This window comes from Corynebacterium sp. UMB9976, from assembly GCF_030212265.1.
Classification (GTDB): Bacteria; Actinomycetota; Actinomycetes; order Mycobacteriales; family Mycobacteriaceae; genus Corynebacterium.
In genome coordinates this window covers 238,360-251,232 of record NZ_JASODY010000001.1, presented here as the reverse complement: position 1 = coordinate 251,232, position 12,873 = coordinate 238,360, and the positions used below count along the sequence as shown (strand labels likewise).

15 protein-coding genes are annotated in these 12,873 nt (G+C 63.7%); 10 read left to right on the top strand and 5 right to left on the bottom strand.

Annotated elements, in window-relative coordinates; all coding sequences use genetic code 11:
* The first annotated feature begins 10 nt into the window (after positions 1-10).
* From pgsA to QP140_RS01175, 4 genes are all read left to right on the top strand, one after another.
* Positions 11-625, top strand: a complete 615-nt coding sequence (gene pgsA / locus QP140_RS01190; RefSeq protein ID WP_070759031.1) for a CDP-diacylglycerol--glycerol-3-phosphate 3-phosphatidyltransferase — start codon at positions 11-13, stop codon at positions 623-625.
* Between the two features lie 21 nt (positions 626-646).
* Positions 647-1,183: a CinA family protein gene (locus QP140_RS01185; protein WP_284757612.1), complete on the top strand. Its 537-nt coding sequence runs from the start codon at positions 647-649 to the stop codon at positions 1,181-1,183.
* A gap of 166 nt (positions 1,184-1,349) precedes the next feature.
* Positions 1,350-1,646 (top strand): helix-turn-helix domain-containing protein, encoded by a 297-nt coding sequence (locus QP140_RS01180; RefSeq protein WP_442874974.1) that lies wholly within the window; start codon positions 1,350-1,352, stop codon positions 1,644-1,646.
* A 107-nt stretch (positions 1,647-1,753) separates the two neighbouring features.
* Positions 1,754-2,620 carry a PspA/IM30 family protein gene (locus QP140_RS01175; RefSeq protein WP_070759028.1) on the top strand — a complete coding sequence of 289 codons (867 nt, stop codon included), beginning with the start codon at positions 1,754-1,756 and terminating at the stop codon, positions 2,618-2,620.
* An 18-nt stretch (positions 2,621-2,638) separates the two neighbouring features.
* Here the strand turns inward: QP140_RS01175 and QP140_RS01170 are convergent, their stop codons facing one another.
* The 3 genes from QP140_RS01170 to QP140_RS01160 are packed head-to-tail and all read right to left on the bottom strand — an operon-like array spanning position 2,639 to position 4,616.
* The gene (locus tag QP140_RS01170; protein ID WP_070760759.1) at positions 2,639-3,274 is read right to left on the bottom strand and encodes an energy-coupling factor transporter transmembrane component T family protein; all 636 of its coding nucleotides are present in this window, start codon (positions 3,272-3,274) and stop codon (positions 2,639-2,641) included.
* Positions 3,262-3,969 carry an energy-coupling factor ABC transporter ATP-binding protein gene (locus tag QP140_RS01165; RefSeq protein ID WP_070759026.1) on the bottom strand — a complete coding sequence of 236 codons (708 nt, stop codon included), beginning with the start codon at positions 3,967-3,969 and terminating at the stop codon, positions 3,262-3,264. Before QP140_RS01165 ends, QP140_RS01170 begins: the two co-directional genes overlap by 13 nt.
* Before the next feature lie 14 nt (positions 3,970-3,983).
* Positions 3,984-4,616 (bottom strand): biotin transporter BioY, encoded by a 633-nt coding sequence (locus QP140_RS01160; RefSeq protein ID WP_442874965.1) that lies wholly within the window; start codon positions 4,614-4,616, stop codon positions 3,984-3,986.
* A 43-nt stretch (positions 4,617-4,659) separates the two neighbouring features.
* Here QP140_RS01160 and QP140_RS01155 point away from each other — a divergent pair, with 43 nt between their 5' ends.
* The 5 genes from QP140_RS01155 to QP140_RS01135 all read left to right on the top strand — a co-directional run bounded on the left by QP140_RS01155 (position 4,660) and on the right by QP140_RS01135 (position 9,435).
* The gene (locus tag QP140_RS01155; protein ID WP_070760753.1) at positions 4,660-4,866 is read left to right on the top strand and encodes a DUF3046 domain-containing protein; all 207 of its coding nucleotides are present in this window, start codon (positions 4,660-4,662) and stop codon (positions 4,864-4,866) included.
* Between the two features lie 411 nt (positions 4,867-5,277).
* Entirely contained in the window at positions 5,278-6,393 is a 1,116-nt protein-coding gene (gene recA / locus QP140_RS01150; protein ID WP_070759023.1) for a recombinase RecA, read from the top strand.
* Between the two features lie 8 nt (positions 6,394-6,401).
* Entirely contained in the window at positions 6,402-7,043 is a 642-nt protein-coding gene (recX, locus tag QP140_RS01145) for a recombination regulator RecX (RefSeq protein ID WP_070759022.1), read from the top strand.
* Positions 7,044-7,124: 81 nt separating this feature from the next.
* Entirely contained in the window at positions 7,125-8,678 is a 1,554-nt protein-coding gene (gene miaB, locus QP140_RS01140) for a tRNA (N6-isopentenyl adenosine(37)-C2)-methylthiotransferase MiaB (protein ID WP_442874964.1), read from the top strand.
* Entirely contained in the window at positions 8,671-9,435 is a 765-nt protein-coding gene (locus tag QP140_RS01135; RefSeq protein ID WP_284757606.1) for an Rv2732c family membrane protein, read from the top strand. The genes miaB and QP140_RS01135 overlap by 8 nt, the downstream gene beginning before the upstream one ends.
* 56 nt (positions 9,436-9,491) lie before the next feature.
* Here QP140_RS01135 and QP140_RS01130 read toward each other — a convergent pair whose 3' ends face one another.
* Positions 9,492-10,880 carry a DUF349 domain-containing protein gene (locus QP140_RS01130; protein ID WP_284757605.1) on the bottom strand — a complete coding sequence of 463 codons (1,389 nt, stop codon included), beginning with the start codon at positions 10,878-10,880 and terminating at the stop codon, positions 9,492-9,494.
* 141 nt (positions 10,881-11,021) lie between these two features.
* Here QP140_RS01130 and miaA point away from each other — a divergent pair, with 141 nt between their 5' ends.
* Positions 11,022-12,008, top strand: coding sequence for a tRNA (adenosine(37)-N6)-dimethylallyltransferase MiaA (miaA, locus tag QP140_RS01125; RefSeq protein ID WP_284757603.1), 987 nt, complete (start codon positions 11,022-11,024; stop codon positions 12,006-12,008).
* Positions 12,009-12,010: 2 nt separating this feature from the next.
* Here the strand turns inward: miaA and QP140_RS01120 are convergent, their stop codons facing one another.
* Positions 12,011-12,835 carry a hypothetical protein gene (locus QP140_RS01120; RefSeq protein WP_284757601.1) on the bottom strand — a complete coding sequence of 275 codons (825 nt, stop codon included), beginning with the start codon at positions 12,833-12,835 and terminating at the stop codon, positions 12,011-12,013.
* Positions 12,836-12,873: the final 38 nt, after the last annotated feature.

The following is a 12,873-nucleotide window of genomic DNA, read 5'->3' as shown; positions in this document are numbered from 1 at the left end:
AATTACCAGCGTGGAGACAACAGTGGAGCGGAACACGCAACCAGATACGCTGAGCGCATTTGGTCGTTTTGTGCGTCGCTTTAACGTGCCGAACGTTCTCACGACCATTCGCATCCTGCTGATCCCCATCTTCCTGTGGGCGATCGCGGGCACAGGGGCGTGGCCGGACGAGGCCGCCGCTCGGGCGGACCGTTGGTGGGCGCTTGTCGTCTTCTTGCTGCTGATGGTGACCGACCAGCTGGACGGGTACCTCGCGCGCAAGTATGAGGTGATCACGGACTTCGGAAAGCTTGCCGATCCGATCGCCGACAAGCTGCTGATGCTTGCGGCCTTCATCAGCCTCAACCTGCTGGGCGAACTGTGGTGGACGGTCACTGCGGTCATCGTCGTCCGCGAACTCGGCATCACGCTGTGGCGGCTGGTTCTCGCCCGGCGCGGGCTGGTGGTCCCGGCATCCAAGGGTGGGAAGCTCAAAACCGTGCTGCAGACGCTTGCCGTCGCGCTGTACATCATGCCGCTGGCAGGTGCCGTCGCCTGGATCGGGCACGGGGTCATGGCCGTGGCTGTCGCGGTCACCGTGGTGACTGGACTGCAGTACATGGTGGACTCCCGGAAACAGAACTAGTCGAGAGGGCTGGGCAGGATCGTGCAGCAGGTTGGGAAAAACTCGCTGGAAGCGCTCCGCGCGCAGGCGGCGGAGCTATCCGCCCAGGTGATCGACACCTGCCGGGAACGAGGCTGGACACTGGCCACCGCTGAATCCCTCACTGCGGGAATGCTCGCCGCATGCATCGCCGATACTCCGGGGGCCTCAGATGTGCTGCGCGGTGGCCTGGTGGTGTACGCGACAGACCTCAAAGCCACGCTGGCGGGGGTGGACCGGGAGTTGCTGCGCAAGCGCGGCCCCGTCGACCCTGCGGTGGCGGTCCAGCTGTCCAAGGGTGCGGCGCAGCGTTGCGGGGCGAGCATTGGCATCGGGCTGACCGGTGTGGCGGGGCCGGATGGGCAGGACGGCCATTCGGTCGGCGAGGTGCATATCGGGTTGTCAGCGCCCGCAGGAGCCGGGGGAACGACCGTACGTACCCTGGATCTCGGAACCCAGCCACGCGCCGTGATCCGACAGCTCGCTGTGAATGGTGCGCTGGAGATGATCCTCGGGATCGCCGGCGACGGGAACAAATAGTCCGCCAGGATCGTTAGAGGTAATGATGGTAGAAAATATTTTGCTGCTAGATTCCCCCTCGCGCAGTCCAGAGACTTCCCGCGGGAGCGCTCAGCGAGCCCACTCGGCGGACAAGCTGGATGACTTCAGCGCGGAACACGTATTGGAGCAGAACTGGGATGCCTCCATGCCGATGGCACCCAGTGACGAGCCGCTGCTGCGCGAAGCTCTCGGCGCGACGCTGCGGGATACGCGTCTGCAGACAGGATTCACCCTCCGCGAGCTGGCTAAGCTCGCCAACGTCAGCCCCGGTTATCTTTCGGAGCTGGAGCGGGGGCGTAAGGAAGTTTCCTCCGAGCTGCTCGCGAGCGTGTGCCACGCTATGGGAATCAGCGTTGCTTCGGCGATCCTCGAAGCGGCGTCCATGATGACCCTTGACGCGGCAGCGGCAGAGCTGGCTTCGTCGATGGCGCGCGTGAACTAAGCACTATTGGCAGCGCGGATGCTGCTAAAATTAGCGCAGATGAGGCTCGTCTCCCACGGGGCGGGCAAAAATTTTGTCGATAGTTATCCCCAAGGAGTGCAGGCCGCATGGCAAATCCCTTCACTAAGGCGTGGAAGTACCTCATGGCTCTCTTCGACTCCAAGATTGAAGAGAATGCGGATCCGAAGATCCAGATCGAGCAGGCCATCCAGGAAGCTCAGCGCCAGCACCAGGCGCTGTCTCAGCAGGCAGCAGCGGTCATCGGTAACCAGCGCCAGCTGGAGATGAAGCTCAACCGCCAGCTGGCTGAGGTGGAGAAGCTCCAGGACAATACTCGCCAGGCGTTGAAGCTGGCGGACGATGCACAGAACAATGGCGACGCGGCCAAGGCTGCGGAGTACAACAACGCCGCTGAGGCCTTCGCCGCCCAGTTGGTGACAGCGGAGCAGTCCGTAGAGGATCTCAAGGGCCTCCACGACCAGTCGCTGCAGCAGGCCAACCAGGCCAAGCAGGCAGTTGAGCGCAACGCCATGCAGCTGCAGCAGAAGGTGGCCGAGCGCACCAAGCTGCTCAGCCAGCTGGAGCAGGCGAAGATGCAGGAGAAGGTCGCGGAATCCCTGCAGTCGATGAACCAGGCCGTATCCGGTTCCTCGCCGAACCTCGACCAGGTGCGGGAGAAGATCGAGGGCCGCTACGCACGTGCGCTGGGGCAGGCGGAACTCGCCCAGAACTCGGTGCAGGGGCGCATGGCGGACATCAACCAAGCCAGCACCCAGCTCGCGGGGCACTCCCGTTTGGAACAGATCCGCTCGGAGATGCGCAAGGAGCAGGGGCAGATCAGCGGTTCGGCTCAGAAGTCCATCGACGCCAGCACTTCCGGGTCGGCTGGCACTGCACAGTCTGCCGACCAGCAGGCGCAGCCGAATGCGGACGCCGTTGCCGAGCGCATGCGTCAGCTGCGCGAAGGCAACTAAACCCTTCCTCGTGGGCGCTTAGTCGCCCACCCCGCGCGCCTGCAGCGCCTCGCCGACTTCCCGGCCGCGAAGCAGGGTGCGGATCACCAGGGGGATGCCCAAGGCCCGGGCGGAAAACTTTCCGCCACGGGCCTGTTGTGCTTCTACGACCTCGTTGATGGTGCGCAGCTGGAGGGGGATCATGTGGATCGTCAGGCTGATGGCCAGGGAGATCTTGTCCACCGGCAGTCCGATGGTGGCAGCCGGGGCGAGTGCCCGTTCCACGGCGCGCTGGAGGTCGGAGACCTTGGTGGTCATCGTCAACAGGATGGCTACGGAGACCGAGGCCCACAGCACTAGGAAACGCACCAGGGCTTCGTTCAGACCGCTGCGCCACCACGTCAGCGCGCCGAAAGCCAGCAGAATGATGAGAATCGGGATGAGCTGGCGTAGCGCGGTGCGCCAGGGGATCTTCGCCAGAGCGTAAGCGACAACCGCGGCCACCACACAGCCCGCGCCAGCCACCAGAGTCTTGGCGAAGATGGCGGCGAGCACGAGAAAAGCAATGAGACCAGTGAGCTTCGCTCCGGCGGGAAGCCTATGAATGACCGAGCCCGTCGGGATGTACAGAACCGGGGCCGCGGTATTGATGCGGGGCAGTCTCACAGCATGCACGTCCGGTAATCCGAGAGCACAGTGGTGACGGAATCTTCGTCGGCACTATCGGCCCGAATGCGACCATCGTCGATCCAAATGACCCGATCGAAGCCTTCGAAGAGCTCCAGGTCGTGCGACACCACGATCAGCTGCTGCTCCAATGACGCCAGCGTGCGGGCGATACGTTGGCGGTTGCGCAGATCGAGTAGCGTGGTCGGCTCATCGGCGATGATGAGACGTGGGTTCATCACGAGGATCGACGCCAGCGCAAGGAGCTGCTTCTCTCCGCCGGAGAGGGTGTGGGGTGACTGCTCTTCCTTGCCCGCCAGCCCAAGCTGGTCGAGAATCTCGGCCACGGCGGCGCGCTTCTCCTGGCGGTTCAGCTTCTTGCCGCGCAGGGAGAACCCGACGTCCTCAGCAACGGTGGGCATGATGATCTGGTTATCCGCGTTGGAGAACAGGAAGCCCACCTGGCGGCGGATCTCCCCGGCGCGCTTGGCGGTGGAGAGTCCATCGACGGTGACTTCACCCTCGTCGGGAATGTTGAGCCCGTTGATGCACCGCACCAGCGAAGACTTCCCGGAGCCGTTGGCGCCGATGATGCCGATGCGGTGTTCGGAGAGCCGGAGACTGATCGAATCGAGAATGGGCGGGGCGTCGGGGGAGCGGCCGATACCCCGCAAGGTAAGGTCGCGGAACTCGATGAGAGGCATGGGGGGAGGGAAATCTAGTTGCGGGAGCGCAGGTTCGCGGCCGGAACCAGGTGAGGTACCGCGCGGAAGACACCGAAGGTGATGACAGCCGCGGCGACGCACTTAATCAGGTCGGGAAGGATGAACGGAGTGTTGGACACCAGGGCGCCCGGGAAATCCAGGCCGAGCCGGAACATCAGCCCGACGGAACCGAAAAGGTACATCACGGCCATACCGATCACACCCGCGATTGTCAGCCCGACGATGGAAGACCAGCTCTGTCCGGGTTGATCAGTGCGGTTGCGGCGGCCGAGGATTGCTTGAGAGATTGCACCAACGATGAAGGCTGCGAAGATATAGCCCACGATGTAGCCGATGCTGGGGCCGGAAATCGCGGAAATCGTCGGGCTCCACCCAGCGAGGTTCGGCACGCCCACGAGGCCGACGCCGACGAACAGGCTGATGGATAGCCCGCCACGGAGGCAGCCGAGGATCATGGCGGTGAGGATCACGCCCATGTTCTGGAGGACGATCGGCACACCGGTGAAGCCGACTGGAATGGTTACTGCGCCTAGTGCGATGGTCAGGGCGGCGAATGCGACGATCGCGCCGAGATCGCGGACATTGAGAGTTTTCATCGTTGGACATATTAACAAGTCATTGAACAAAGCTTCCCATTTTGTTCAACTATTTTTGTGCTAGCGTCCGAGCATGAGGAGAACCGAGTTTGACCGGCTGATCGCGGGTGAGTTTGGCGCCACCTACGGTGGCTGGATCGTGGAAAGCCACGTGTTGTCCAGGCTGGGGAAGACCGCCGAGGAGGCGATCGAGGCTGGTGAAGAGCCACGAAATGTGTGGTGGGAGCTCTGCCGCGACTTCGACATTCCCGAAGAGCGGATGCTCGGGGAGGATGACTGAGCCTTCGGGAGGGGGGAAGATTGTTGGCTCATGTGCGTTGCTTAACGGGGGATTAAGGGGTGCGGAGAACCCGCGAAAGATCGCGGCGCGCCGTTCGAATAAATCGAACAAAGGTTCGTGTAATGTGGGGCGAGGTAGTGGGTGGCGCGGTGCGTGTCTGCCCGGTGTCCTATAACTAAATCCGAACAACGTGCCAGTACCTCATGTTCCTGTGGATAACCACGATCGCTGCCCACAGCGAGCGCAGGTGGGCGAGGTCGGTGTCCGGTGCGGGTGATAAAACTAGCCCCAAGCGGAAGACAATAGCTTTCGCCCTCGCCGCGCGGACGCGGGGCGAGGTGACGCCACGTTGTCGGCTTGAACTGATTAAGACAAGAACGAAAACACAGACGCGAAAACGAGGAGGGTGTCATGGCACCAAAGAAGAAGGCCACCACGGCGGCACAGAAGGATCGCTCCAAGGCTCTCGATCTAGCAATGGCCCAGATCGAGAAGGACTTCGGCAAGGGGGCGATCATGCGACTGGGCGATGACAATCGCCCACCCATTAGCGCAATCCCGTCGGGCAATATCGCCATCAATGTTGCTCTGGGTATCGGAGGCTTCCCGCGTGGCCGTGTCGTAGAGATTTACGGGCCGGAATCCTCGGGTAAGACCACCGTCGCGCTGCACGCCATTGCTGAAGCTCAGAAGGGCGGCGGCATTGCAGCCTTCATCGACGCCGAGCACGCGCTGGACCCGGAGTATGCCAAGGCTTTGGGCGTGGATACGGATGCGTTGCTGGTCTCCCAGCCGGACACGGGCGAGCAGGCCCTCGAGATTGCGGACATGCTGGTGCGTTCTGGCGCGATCGACGTGGTGGTCATCGACTCCGTGGCGGCGCTGACCCCCAAGGCGGAGATCGACGGCGAAATGGGAGATTCTCACGTGGGTCTCCAGGCTCGACTCATGAGCCAGGCGCTGCGCAAGATGACCAGCGCGCTGTACCAGACCGGCACCACCGCGATCTTTATTAACCAGCTGCGTGAGAAGATCGGCGTGATGTTCGGCTCTCCGGAGACCACCACCGGTGGTAAGGCCCTGAAGTTCTACGCCTCCGTTCGCTGCGACATCCGCCGCATCCAGGCACTGAAGGACGGCCAGGACGTGGTGGGTAACCGCACCCGGTTGAAGATCGTGAAGAACAAGGTTTCGCCACCGTTCAAGATCGCGGAGTTCGACATCCTCTATGGCGAGGGCATCTCTCGGGAGGGCTCGATCCTCGACCTCGGCGTGGACGCCGGGATTATCAAGAAGTCGGGGTCCTGGTTCACCTATGAGGGCGAACAGCTCGGCCAGGGCAAGGAAAAGGCCCGCGAGTTCCTGAAGTCCAACCCCGAGCTGGCCGAACAGCTAGAGGATCGCATCATGCAAGAGCTCAAGGTTGGCCCCTACGCCAAGGCGAAGGACGAGCCCATCGCCGATGAGGATAAGCCCATCGACGTGGTTCCGAACTTCGATGACCCAGACGTCGAGACGGAGAACTAGGCCCCGCTGTGACTGAAGGCAACGCAGACGACCATTGGGCTACAGCCGGGGGTGCCCCGGAGAGCCGGGAACAGAAGATTGCCGCGCTGCGGCGGGCAATCGCGTCCTGGACGCAGGGGAGCGGTAGCCCGCTCGTCGATCGGGAGAAGGAGGAGGCTCTCGCCCCGGTTGTCAACCGGGCGCAAAGCCTCATCAACCATCGCCCGCGCTCGGTGGCGGAGCTCGAGGAGCGGCTACTCAAGCAGGACTATGCCCCGGAACTCGTCAGGGAAGTCGTCGAGCGCTGCCAGCGCAACGGCATGCTCGATGACGGCGAGTTCGCGAGGCTCTGGGTCGAGCAAAGAAGCAGGAATCAAAAGAAATCTGTCGCTGTGCTGCGCCGCGAACTGCGGGATAAGGGGGTCGCCGAGCAACACATCGAGGCTGCTGTGGAGCTCGTCGACGAGGAGGATCAGGACGCGATCATGCGTGGACTGATCGACAAGAAGGCCGCGAGCATTCGGGCCGTGCCTGCGGACCGCGCGGAATACAATAAATTCCTCAAGCGAGTGGTGGGGGTCGCTGCCCGCCGCGGTTTTCCCGCGGGCACCAGCCTGGCCTACGCCCGTGAGGCGTTGGATCAGCAGCTCGCCGAGCTCAAATCTAGTTAGCGCGGGGTGCCGGCGGGCGGGGCAGTGGCGAACGTGACACAGTTCGTGTTCGCCCCCGCCCTGGGGGTAGGATCTGCACACGTGACTCACGCTATGGAGAAGAAAACTTCCGCATCTGAGCAGCCCGAACAGCGCACCTACGAGGTCCGCACCTTCGGCTGCCAGATGAACGTTCACGATTCCGAGCGCCTCTCCGGGCTCCTCGAGGACTCGGGCTACCAACCTGCGGCGGACGGTGAGGAACCAGACGTCCTCGTCTTTAATACCTGCGCGGTGAGGGAGAACGCGGATAACCGGCTCTACGGAACGCTCGCCATGGTCAAGCCCATGAAGGATCGCAATCCTGGCATGCAGATCGCCGTTGGCGGTTGCATGGCGCAGAAGGACAAGGACGTGGTGGTCGACCGCGCCCCCTGGGTGGACGTCGTCTTCGGCACCCACAATATCGGCTCGCTGCCCACTCTGCTGGAGCGTTCCGCCCACAACCAGCGGGCAGAGGTTGAGATCCTCGACTCCCTCGAGGAATTCCCCTCCGTGCTCCCGGCAAAGCGGGAATCCGCTTACTCGGGTTGGGTATCGGTCTCCGTGGGCTGCAATAACACCTGCACCTTCTGCATCGTGCCCTCTCTCCGAGGCAAGGAGCAGGACCGCCGGCCGGGGGAGATCCTCGCTGAGGTTCAGGCGCTGGTGGACCAGGGCGTGCAGGAGGTCACCCTGCTGGGCCAGAACGTCAACGCCTACGGCGTGAACTTCGCCGACGAGGACCTGCAACGAGATCGGGGCGCATTCGCCAAGCTGCTGCGCGCCTGCGGCGAGATCGAAGGTCTCGAGAGGCTGCGCTTCACCAGCCCTCACCCTGCTGAATTCACCGACGACGTCATCGATGCGATGGCAGAGACGCCCAACGTCTGCCCCCAGCTACACATGCCGCTACAATCGGGTTCCGACCGCATCCTCAAGGAGATGCGTCGCTCCTACCGCTCGAAGAAATTCCTGGGGATCCTGGACAAGGTCCGCGAACGCATTCCACACGCGGCCATCACGACCGACATCATCGTGGGATTCCCCGGCGAAACGGAGGAGGACTTCCAGGCGACCCTCGACGTCGTCGAGAAGGCGCGTTTCTCCAGCGCATTTACCTTCCAGTACTCGCCACGCCCCGGCACCCCGGCAGCTAGCATGCCAGACCAGATCCCCAAGGCCGTCGTGCAGGAGCGCTACGAGCGCCTCATCGCGCTGCAGGAGCGCATCCAGGCCGAGGACAACCAGGAGCTGGTGGGAACAACCCAGGAACTGCTGGTCCAGGAGACCGGTGGCCGCAAGGACGCCCAGCGCCACCGCATGTCGGGCCGTGCTCGGGACGGTCGGCTCGTGCACTTCACCCCAAGCGAGGACGTTCGTCCTGGGGATATAGTGGAAGTCACGATTACCGACGCCCGTCCGTTCTTCCTCATTGCGGACGGCCCACTCGTCAACCACCGGTTGACCAAGGCCGGCGACATGTCGGGTGCTGGCCAGACCCCGACCACCGCGCCGATCGGGGTGAGCCTCGGCGTGCCAACCATCGGTATTAGGCCCCAGGCTGATGCAACCGCGGCGCCCAAGAACGTCCACGAAGGGTGTGGCTGTGACTAAAAAGAACGACGCGAATTCCGCCGATTCGCCGCAGGAAAGCAAGCCCGGCGTAGTCGGCGCCACCGAGGACACGCAGGGCAAGGATCCGCTGGCCGCCTACCGGGGCGACCTCACCGCCGCCGAGGAAAAGGCCGCGAAGATGGTCGACTACCGCCAGCAGCTGCCGTTCATGGCTCTCGGCCTCATGTTGGTGCTCGTCTCCCTCTTCCTGCCGCACTCCCGGGACGTGCTGGGCATCGATGTGCTCTTCAACTCGCCGACCGCACAGAAGTTCCAAATCACCATGCCGGAACGGGTGTACGCCACCCTCGCCGTCCTGGGCGGCGTCATGCTGACCATCGGAACGATCGTCTCGCGATCCTGGCTGGTTGCGTGGGTCAACTGGGCTTTCGCAGGCGTGGGCTGGTGGTATAGCGTGTTCGCGATCTGGATGCGTCAATCTCGCCCGGTCACCGACCCGGCCGGCCCGCCTTCTTATGGCTTGGTCATTGGTGCGATCGGCATGACGATCTTGTTCGTGATGATCACGTGGGTCCTGTTCCGCCGTAATCCATTGCAGCGCGCGCTCGCGGCCGCCCGTCGCGAGGAGGCGCACCGTTCTGCGGAGGCTCAGGCCGCCCAGCAGCGCCTACGCACGGGCGTCGAGGAATGGCCTAAGGCGGATCTTGAGGACATCGTCGATGATCGCCGCGCTCGCGCTAAGCAGCGCCGCCGGAAAACCGACGGCGATAAGAATATCGGTGGCCAAGAAGGCTAAAGACAAGCCCTAGCTCTTGACAAAGAGCTAGGGCTAGGGGGCTTCGAGCCCCTCTTTTAGTTTTCCTCGGATTCGGAGTCGGACTTGGTGGAGGCCTGTGCGGTCTCCGCCCACTGCCGCCACTGATCGGCCTGCTCCTGCAGCGTAGCGGCCAGCTTATCCTTCGCAGCCTCCTTGGCCTCATTGGCCTGCTGCTGCAGACCCTTCGCCTTGGCGAAGAACTGGTCGACGCGAGCTTGCAGCTCCGGATCGGTCTGGCGCCACTTCTCCTCAACCGCGTCCGTGACGCGCTTTTCGATCGCCCCGATCTTGTCCTCGAATTCGCGGATCTTAGCCCGCGGCACGAAGCCGATCTCGTCCCACTTCTCCTGCAGCTCCCGCAGCAGGCGCTGGGCGTTCTCGAGGTGAGCCTTGGGGTCGATCAGGGAGGAGTATTCGTCGAGCAGCTGCTGCTTCTTGGTCGCATTCTCTTCGAACTCTTCGTCGCGGGCATCCTGATCCGCTTTGCGGGCGTTGAAGAATGGCTCGCGCGCAGCGCGGAAGCGCTCCCACAGCTCGTCGTCGACGTTGCGCGGGGCGTGCCCGGCGGCCTTCCACTGGTCCATCAGATCGCGGTAGGCTGCCGACGTCTCCGCCCAGCGGGTGGAGTGCTGGAGCTCCTCCGCGGCGACGATGAGCTCTTCCTTCTTTCGGCGTGCCACCTCGCGCTGCTTATCGAGGTCTGCGAAGTGAGCTCCACGGCGCTTATTGAACTGCTCGCGAGCCCGGGAGAAACGCTCCCACAACTCATCGTCGGTCTTCTTATCAAGGCCGCGGAATCCTCGCCACTCGTCGACCATCGCGCGGAAACGGTCTCCCGTTGCCTTCCACTCGGTCGAGCTTTCGCCCAGCTTCTCAGCCTCCTCGGCAAGTGCCCTCTTACCCCGGAGGGCCCGGTCCTTGCGCTCCGCCTTGGCCTGCGCGACGTCCTGGTGCGCCTTGTCGCAGTCCCGCAGCAACGCCTCAAGCTTGGTCTGCAGGGCATTGAGATCACCCACGACCTCCGCATCATCCAGTCCGTCGAGGAGCTCGGTGGCCGAGGCCTTGATCGCTGCCGCCTGCTCCGGCTGAGTGCTCAGCCGCGTTTCGAGCGTGGCGACCTGCGTGGCGAGGTCATCGAATTTCGCACCGAAGTGCTTGAGCCCCTCCTCGGGAGCCCCAGCCTGCCACTGCCCGACAACGCGGTCCTCATGGCCTTCGCGGCGCAGCCACACCGCACCGTCGGCGTCGACTCGCCCGAAGTCCGCTGGATTGGACCTGACCGGGTGTACTGACACAGGAGCTTGCGCCTTCATCCCCGGGGTGGGCTTCACCTTTTTGGGCATGGCACCCGGGCCTGGGCGTGGGCCCGGCTTCGGGCGGGCAGCCCCGGTCTGGGGCTGGGAACTCTGCTGCTTGTCGGTCATGCTTTCTTCCTTTGCACGTCAGTCACCGGCTCCGCGAGGGGAAAAACTCGTTGCGGACTCATTATGGCAGATGCCCCGGCCAAGACCGCGGCCAACTGAGGCTTTAAGGCGTCCGGAGACTAAGATTTGGCGGTGATAGCCATGGATAACTCTCAAACAGATTCGCAGCTCACCGCACCCGCCGGGGTAACCGCAGCGGACAGCCTGCGTCCACTATTGATCGTGGGGCCCACGGGCTCCGGTAAATCCGAGCTTTCCCTCGAACTCGCGCGCAGACTGGATCAGCCGGTGGAGATTATCAACGGCGATTCGATGCAGATGTACCGCGGCATGGATATCGGCACCGCCAAGATATCCCGCGCTGAACGCGCCGAATTCCCGCACCACCTCTTCGACTGTTTGGACGTCGATGACACGGCCAGCGTGGCTGCGTACCGCGCGATGGCGGGGGAGACGGTGGAACAGATCCAGGCCCGCGGTGCCCGTCCGATCATCGTCGGCGGCTCGATGATGTACCTGCAGGCGCTGGTCGACGACTGGCAGTTCCCGCCGACCGACCCGGCGGTGCGGGCGAAGTGGATGGCCGAACAGGATCGCATCGGGGTGGAAGCGCTCCATGAGGTGTTGCGTTCCAAGGATCCCGATGCGGCAGACATCATTGAGCAAAAGGACCCGCGCCGCATTGTCCGCGCCTTGGAGGTCATCGAGCTGACGGGCAAACCCTTCGCGGCCTCGCAACCGCCGAAGAACGTCCCAACCCGGTGGGGGACGAGGATCTTCGGGCTCAACGCCCCGGGGAATTGGCTCAACCCCCGGCTGGAGGCTCGCGTCGATCGTATGTTTGCCGCTGGTCTCGTCGCGGAGGTCGAGGGACTGGCCGCAGCTGGGCTGAGTCGGGAATCCACGGCCGGCAAAGCGATTGGCTACGCCCAGGTCTTAAGCGCGCTGGCGGGGGAGTGCAGCATGGAACAGGCCCGGGAGGATACGGTCGTGGGAACCCGTCGCTATGCCCGCCGCCAGCGCAGCTGGTTCCGCCGTGACCCGCGGATCCACTGGTTGGATGCGACTCTCGCCGACCCTGGCCTGCTCGCCGACCAGGTCATCGACGAGCTGCGGGGAAACACCTAGAGCTAGTGGCCTCCGCAGCCACAATCCCCGCTGCCGCAGCCGCCGGGGCTACAGGCACCAGGATCATTAATGCTGATGGCGAACTGGACGTCCCCGCTGATGACAGCGCCAGGGGTGGCGAACGGTGAGCGGGTGGCGTCCGTCGGAAGGTCGGGGTGATCCGCGGCGACCGCGAGGCAGAACTCGAACGGGCGGCGGCAGGTCAACGCCCAGAACTGTTGGCCGTTCAGCTCATTCGTCTTCAACTCCGCTTCGGAAACCTCGACCGCGACCGTGGCCTGGGCGTGCGGGGAGGTAGCGCCGTTGTTGAGATCGGATAGTCCCCGGGAGGTCACGGAGCCGACCTCGGTGCCGCCGGACTCTGCGAAGGCGACAGCGTCCGGGAAGATGCGGACATCCGTGGCCAACGCGGAGATCGAGAGTGGCTGGTACTCCAGCGGCTCCTGCTCAGCGATCATGGGGCCTTGACCAACCGTCGCGGTGAAGGAAGTGATCACTGGGGCGCTTGCCCCGCTGACCTGCAGCATCGGGCTATCGGCGACGATGTCCACGATCCCGATGAGGTCGTTGACCATCGTCACGTGCCCCGTCGTGGACAGCTGACCAGCCGGGTGCAGACCCACGAAGGAGCCATACGGCGGGGCAGCGAGGATCGTGAGCGTCGCCCCGGAGGCGTCCGCGTACTGGAGGACCTGGCCGCCCGATACCTCCCCGATGACCGAGAGCTGGCCGGAAGCATAAGCAGCCTCGAGGGCATCCTGCCACTGGGGATAGGCCAATCCAACGCTGCTGAGCTCGGGAATCTCCTTCTGAGATGCAGTAGCCATGGGGAACCAACGCCTTAAAACTCGGGGAGCGGGATAGC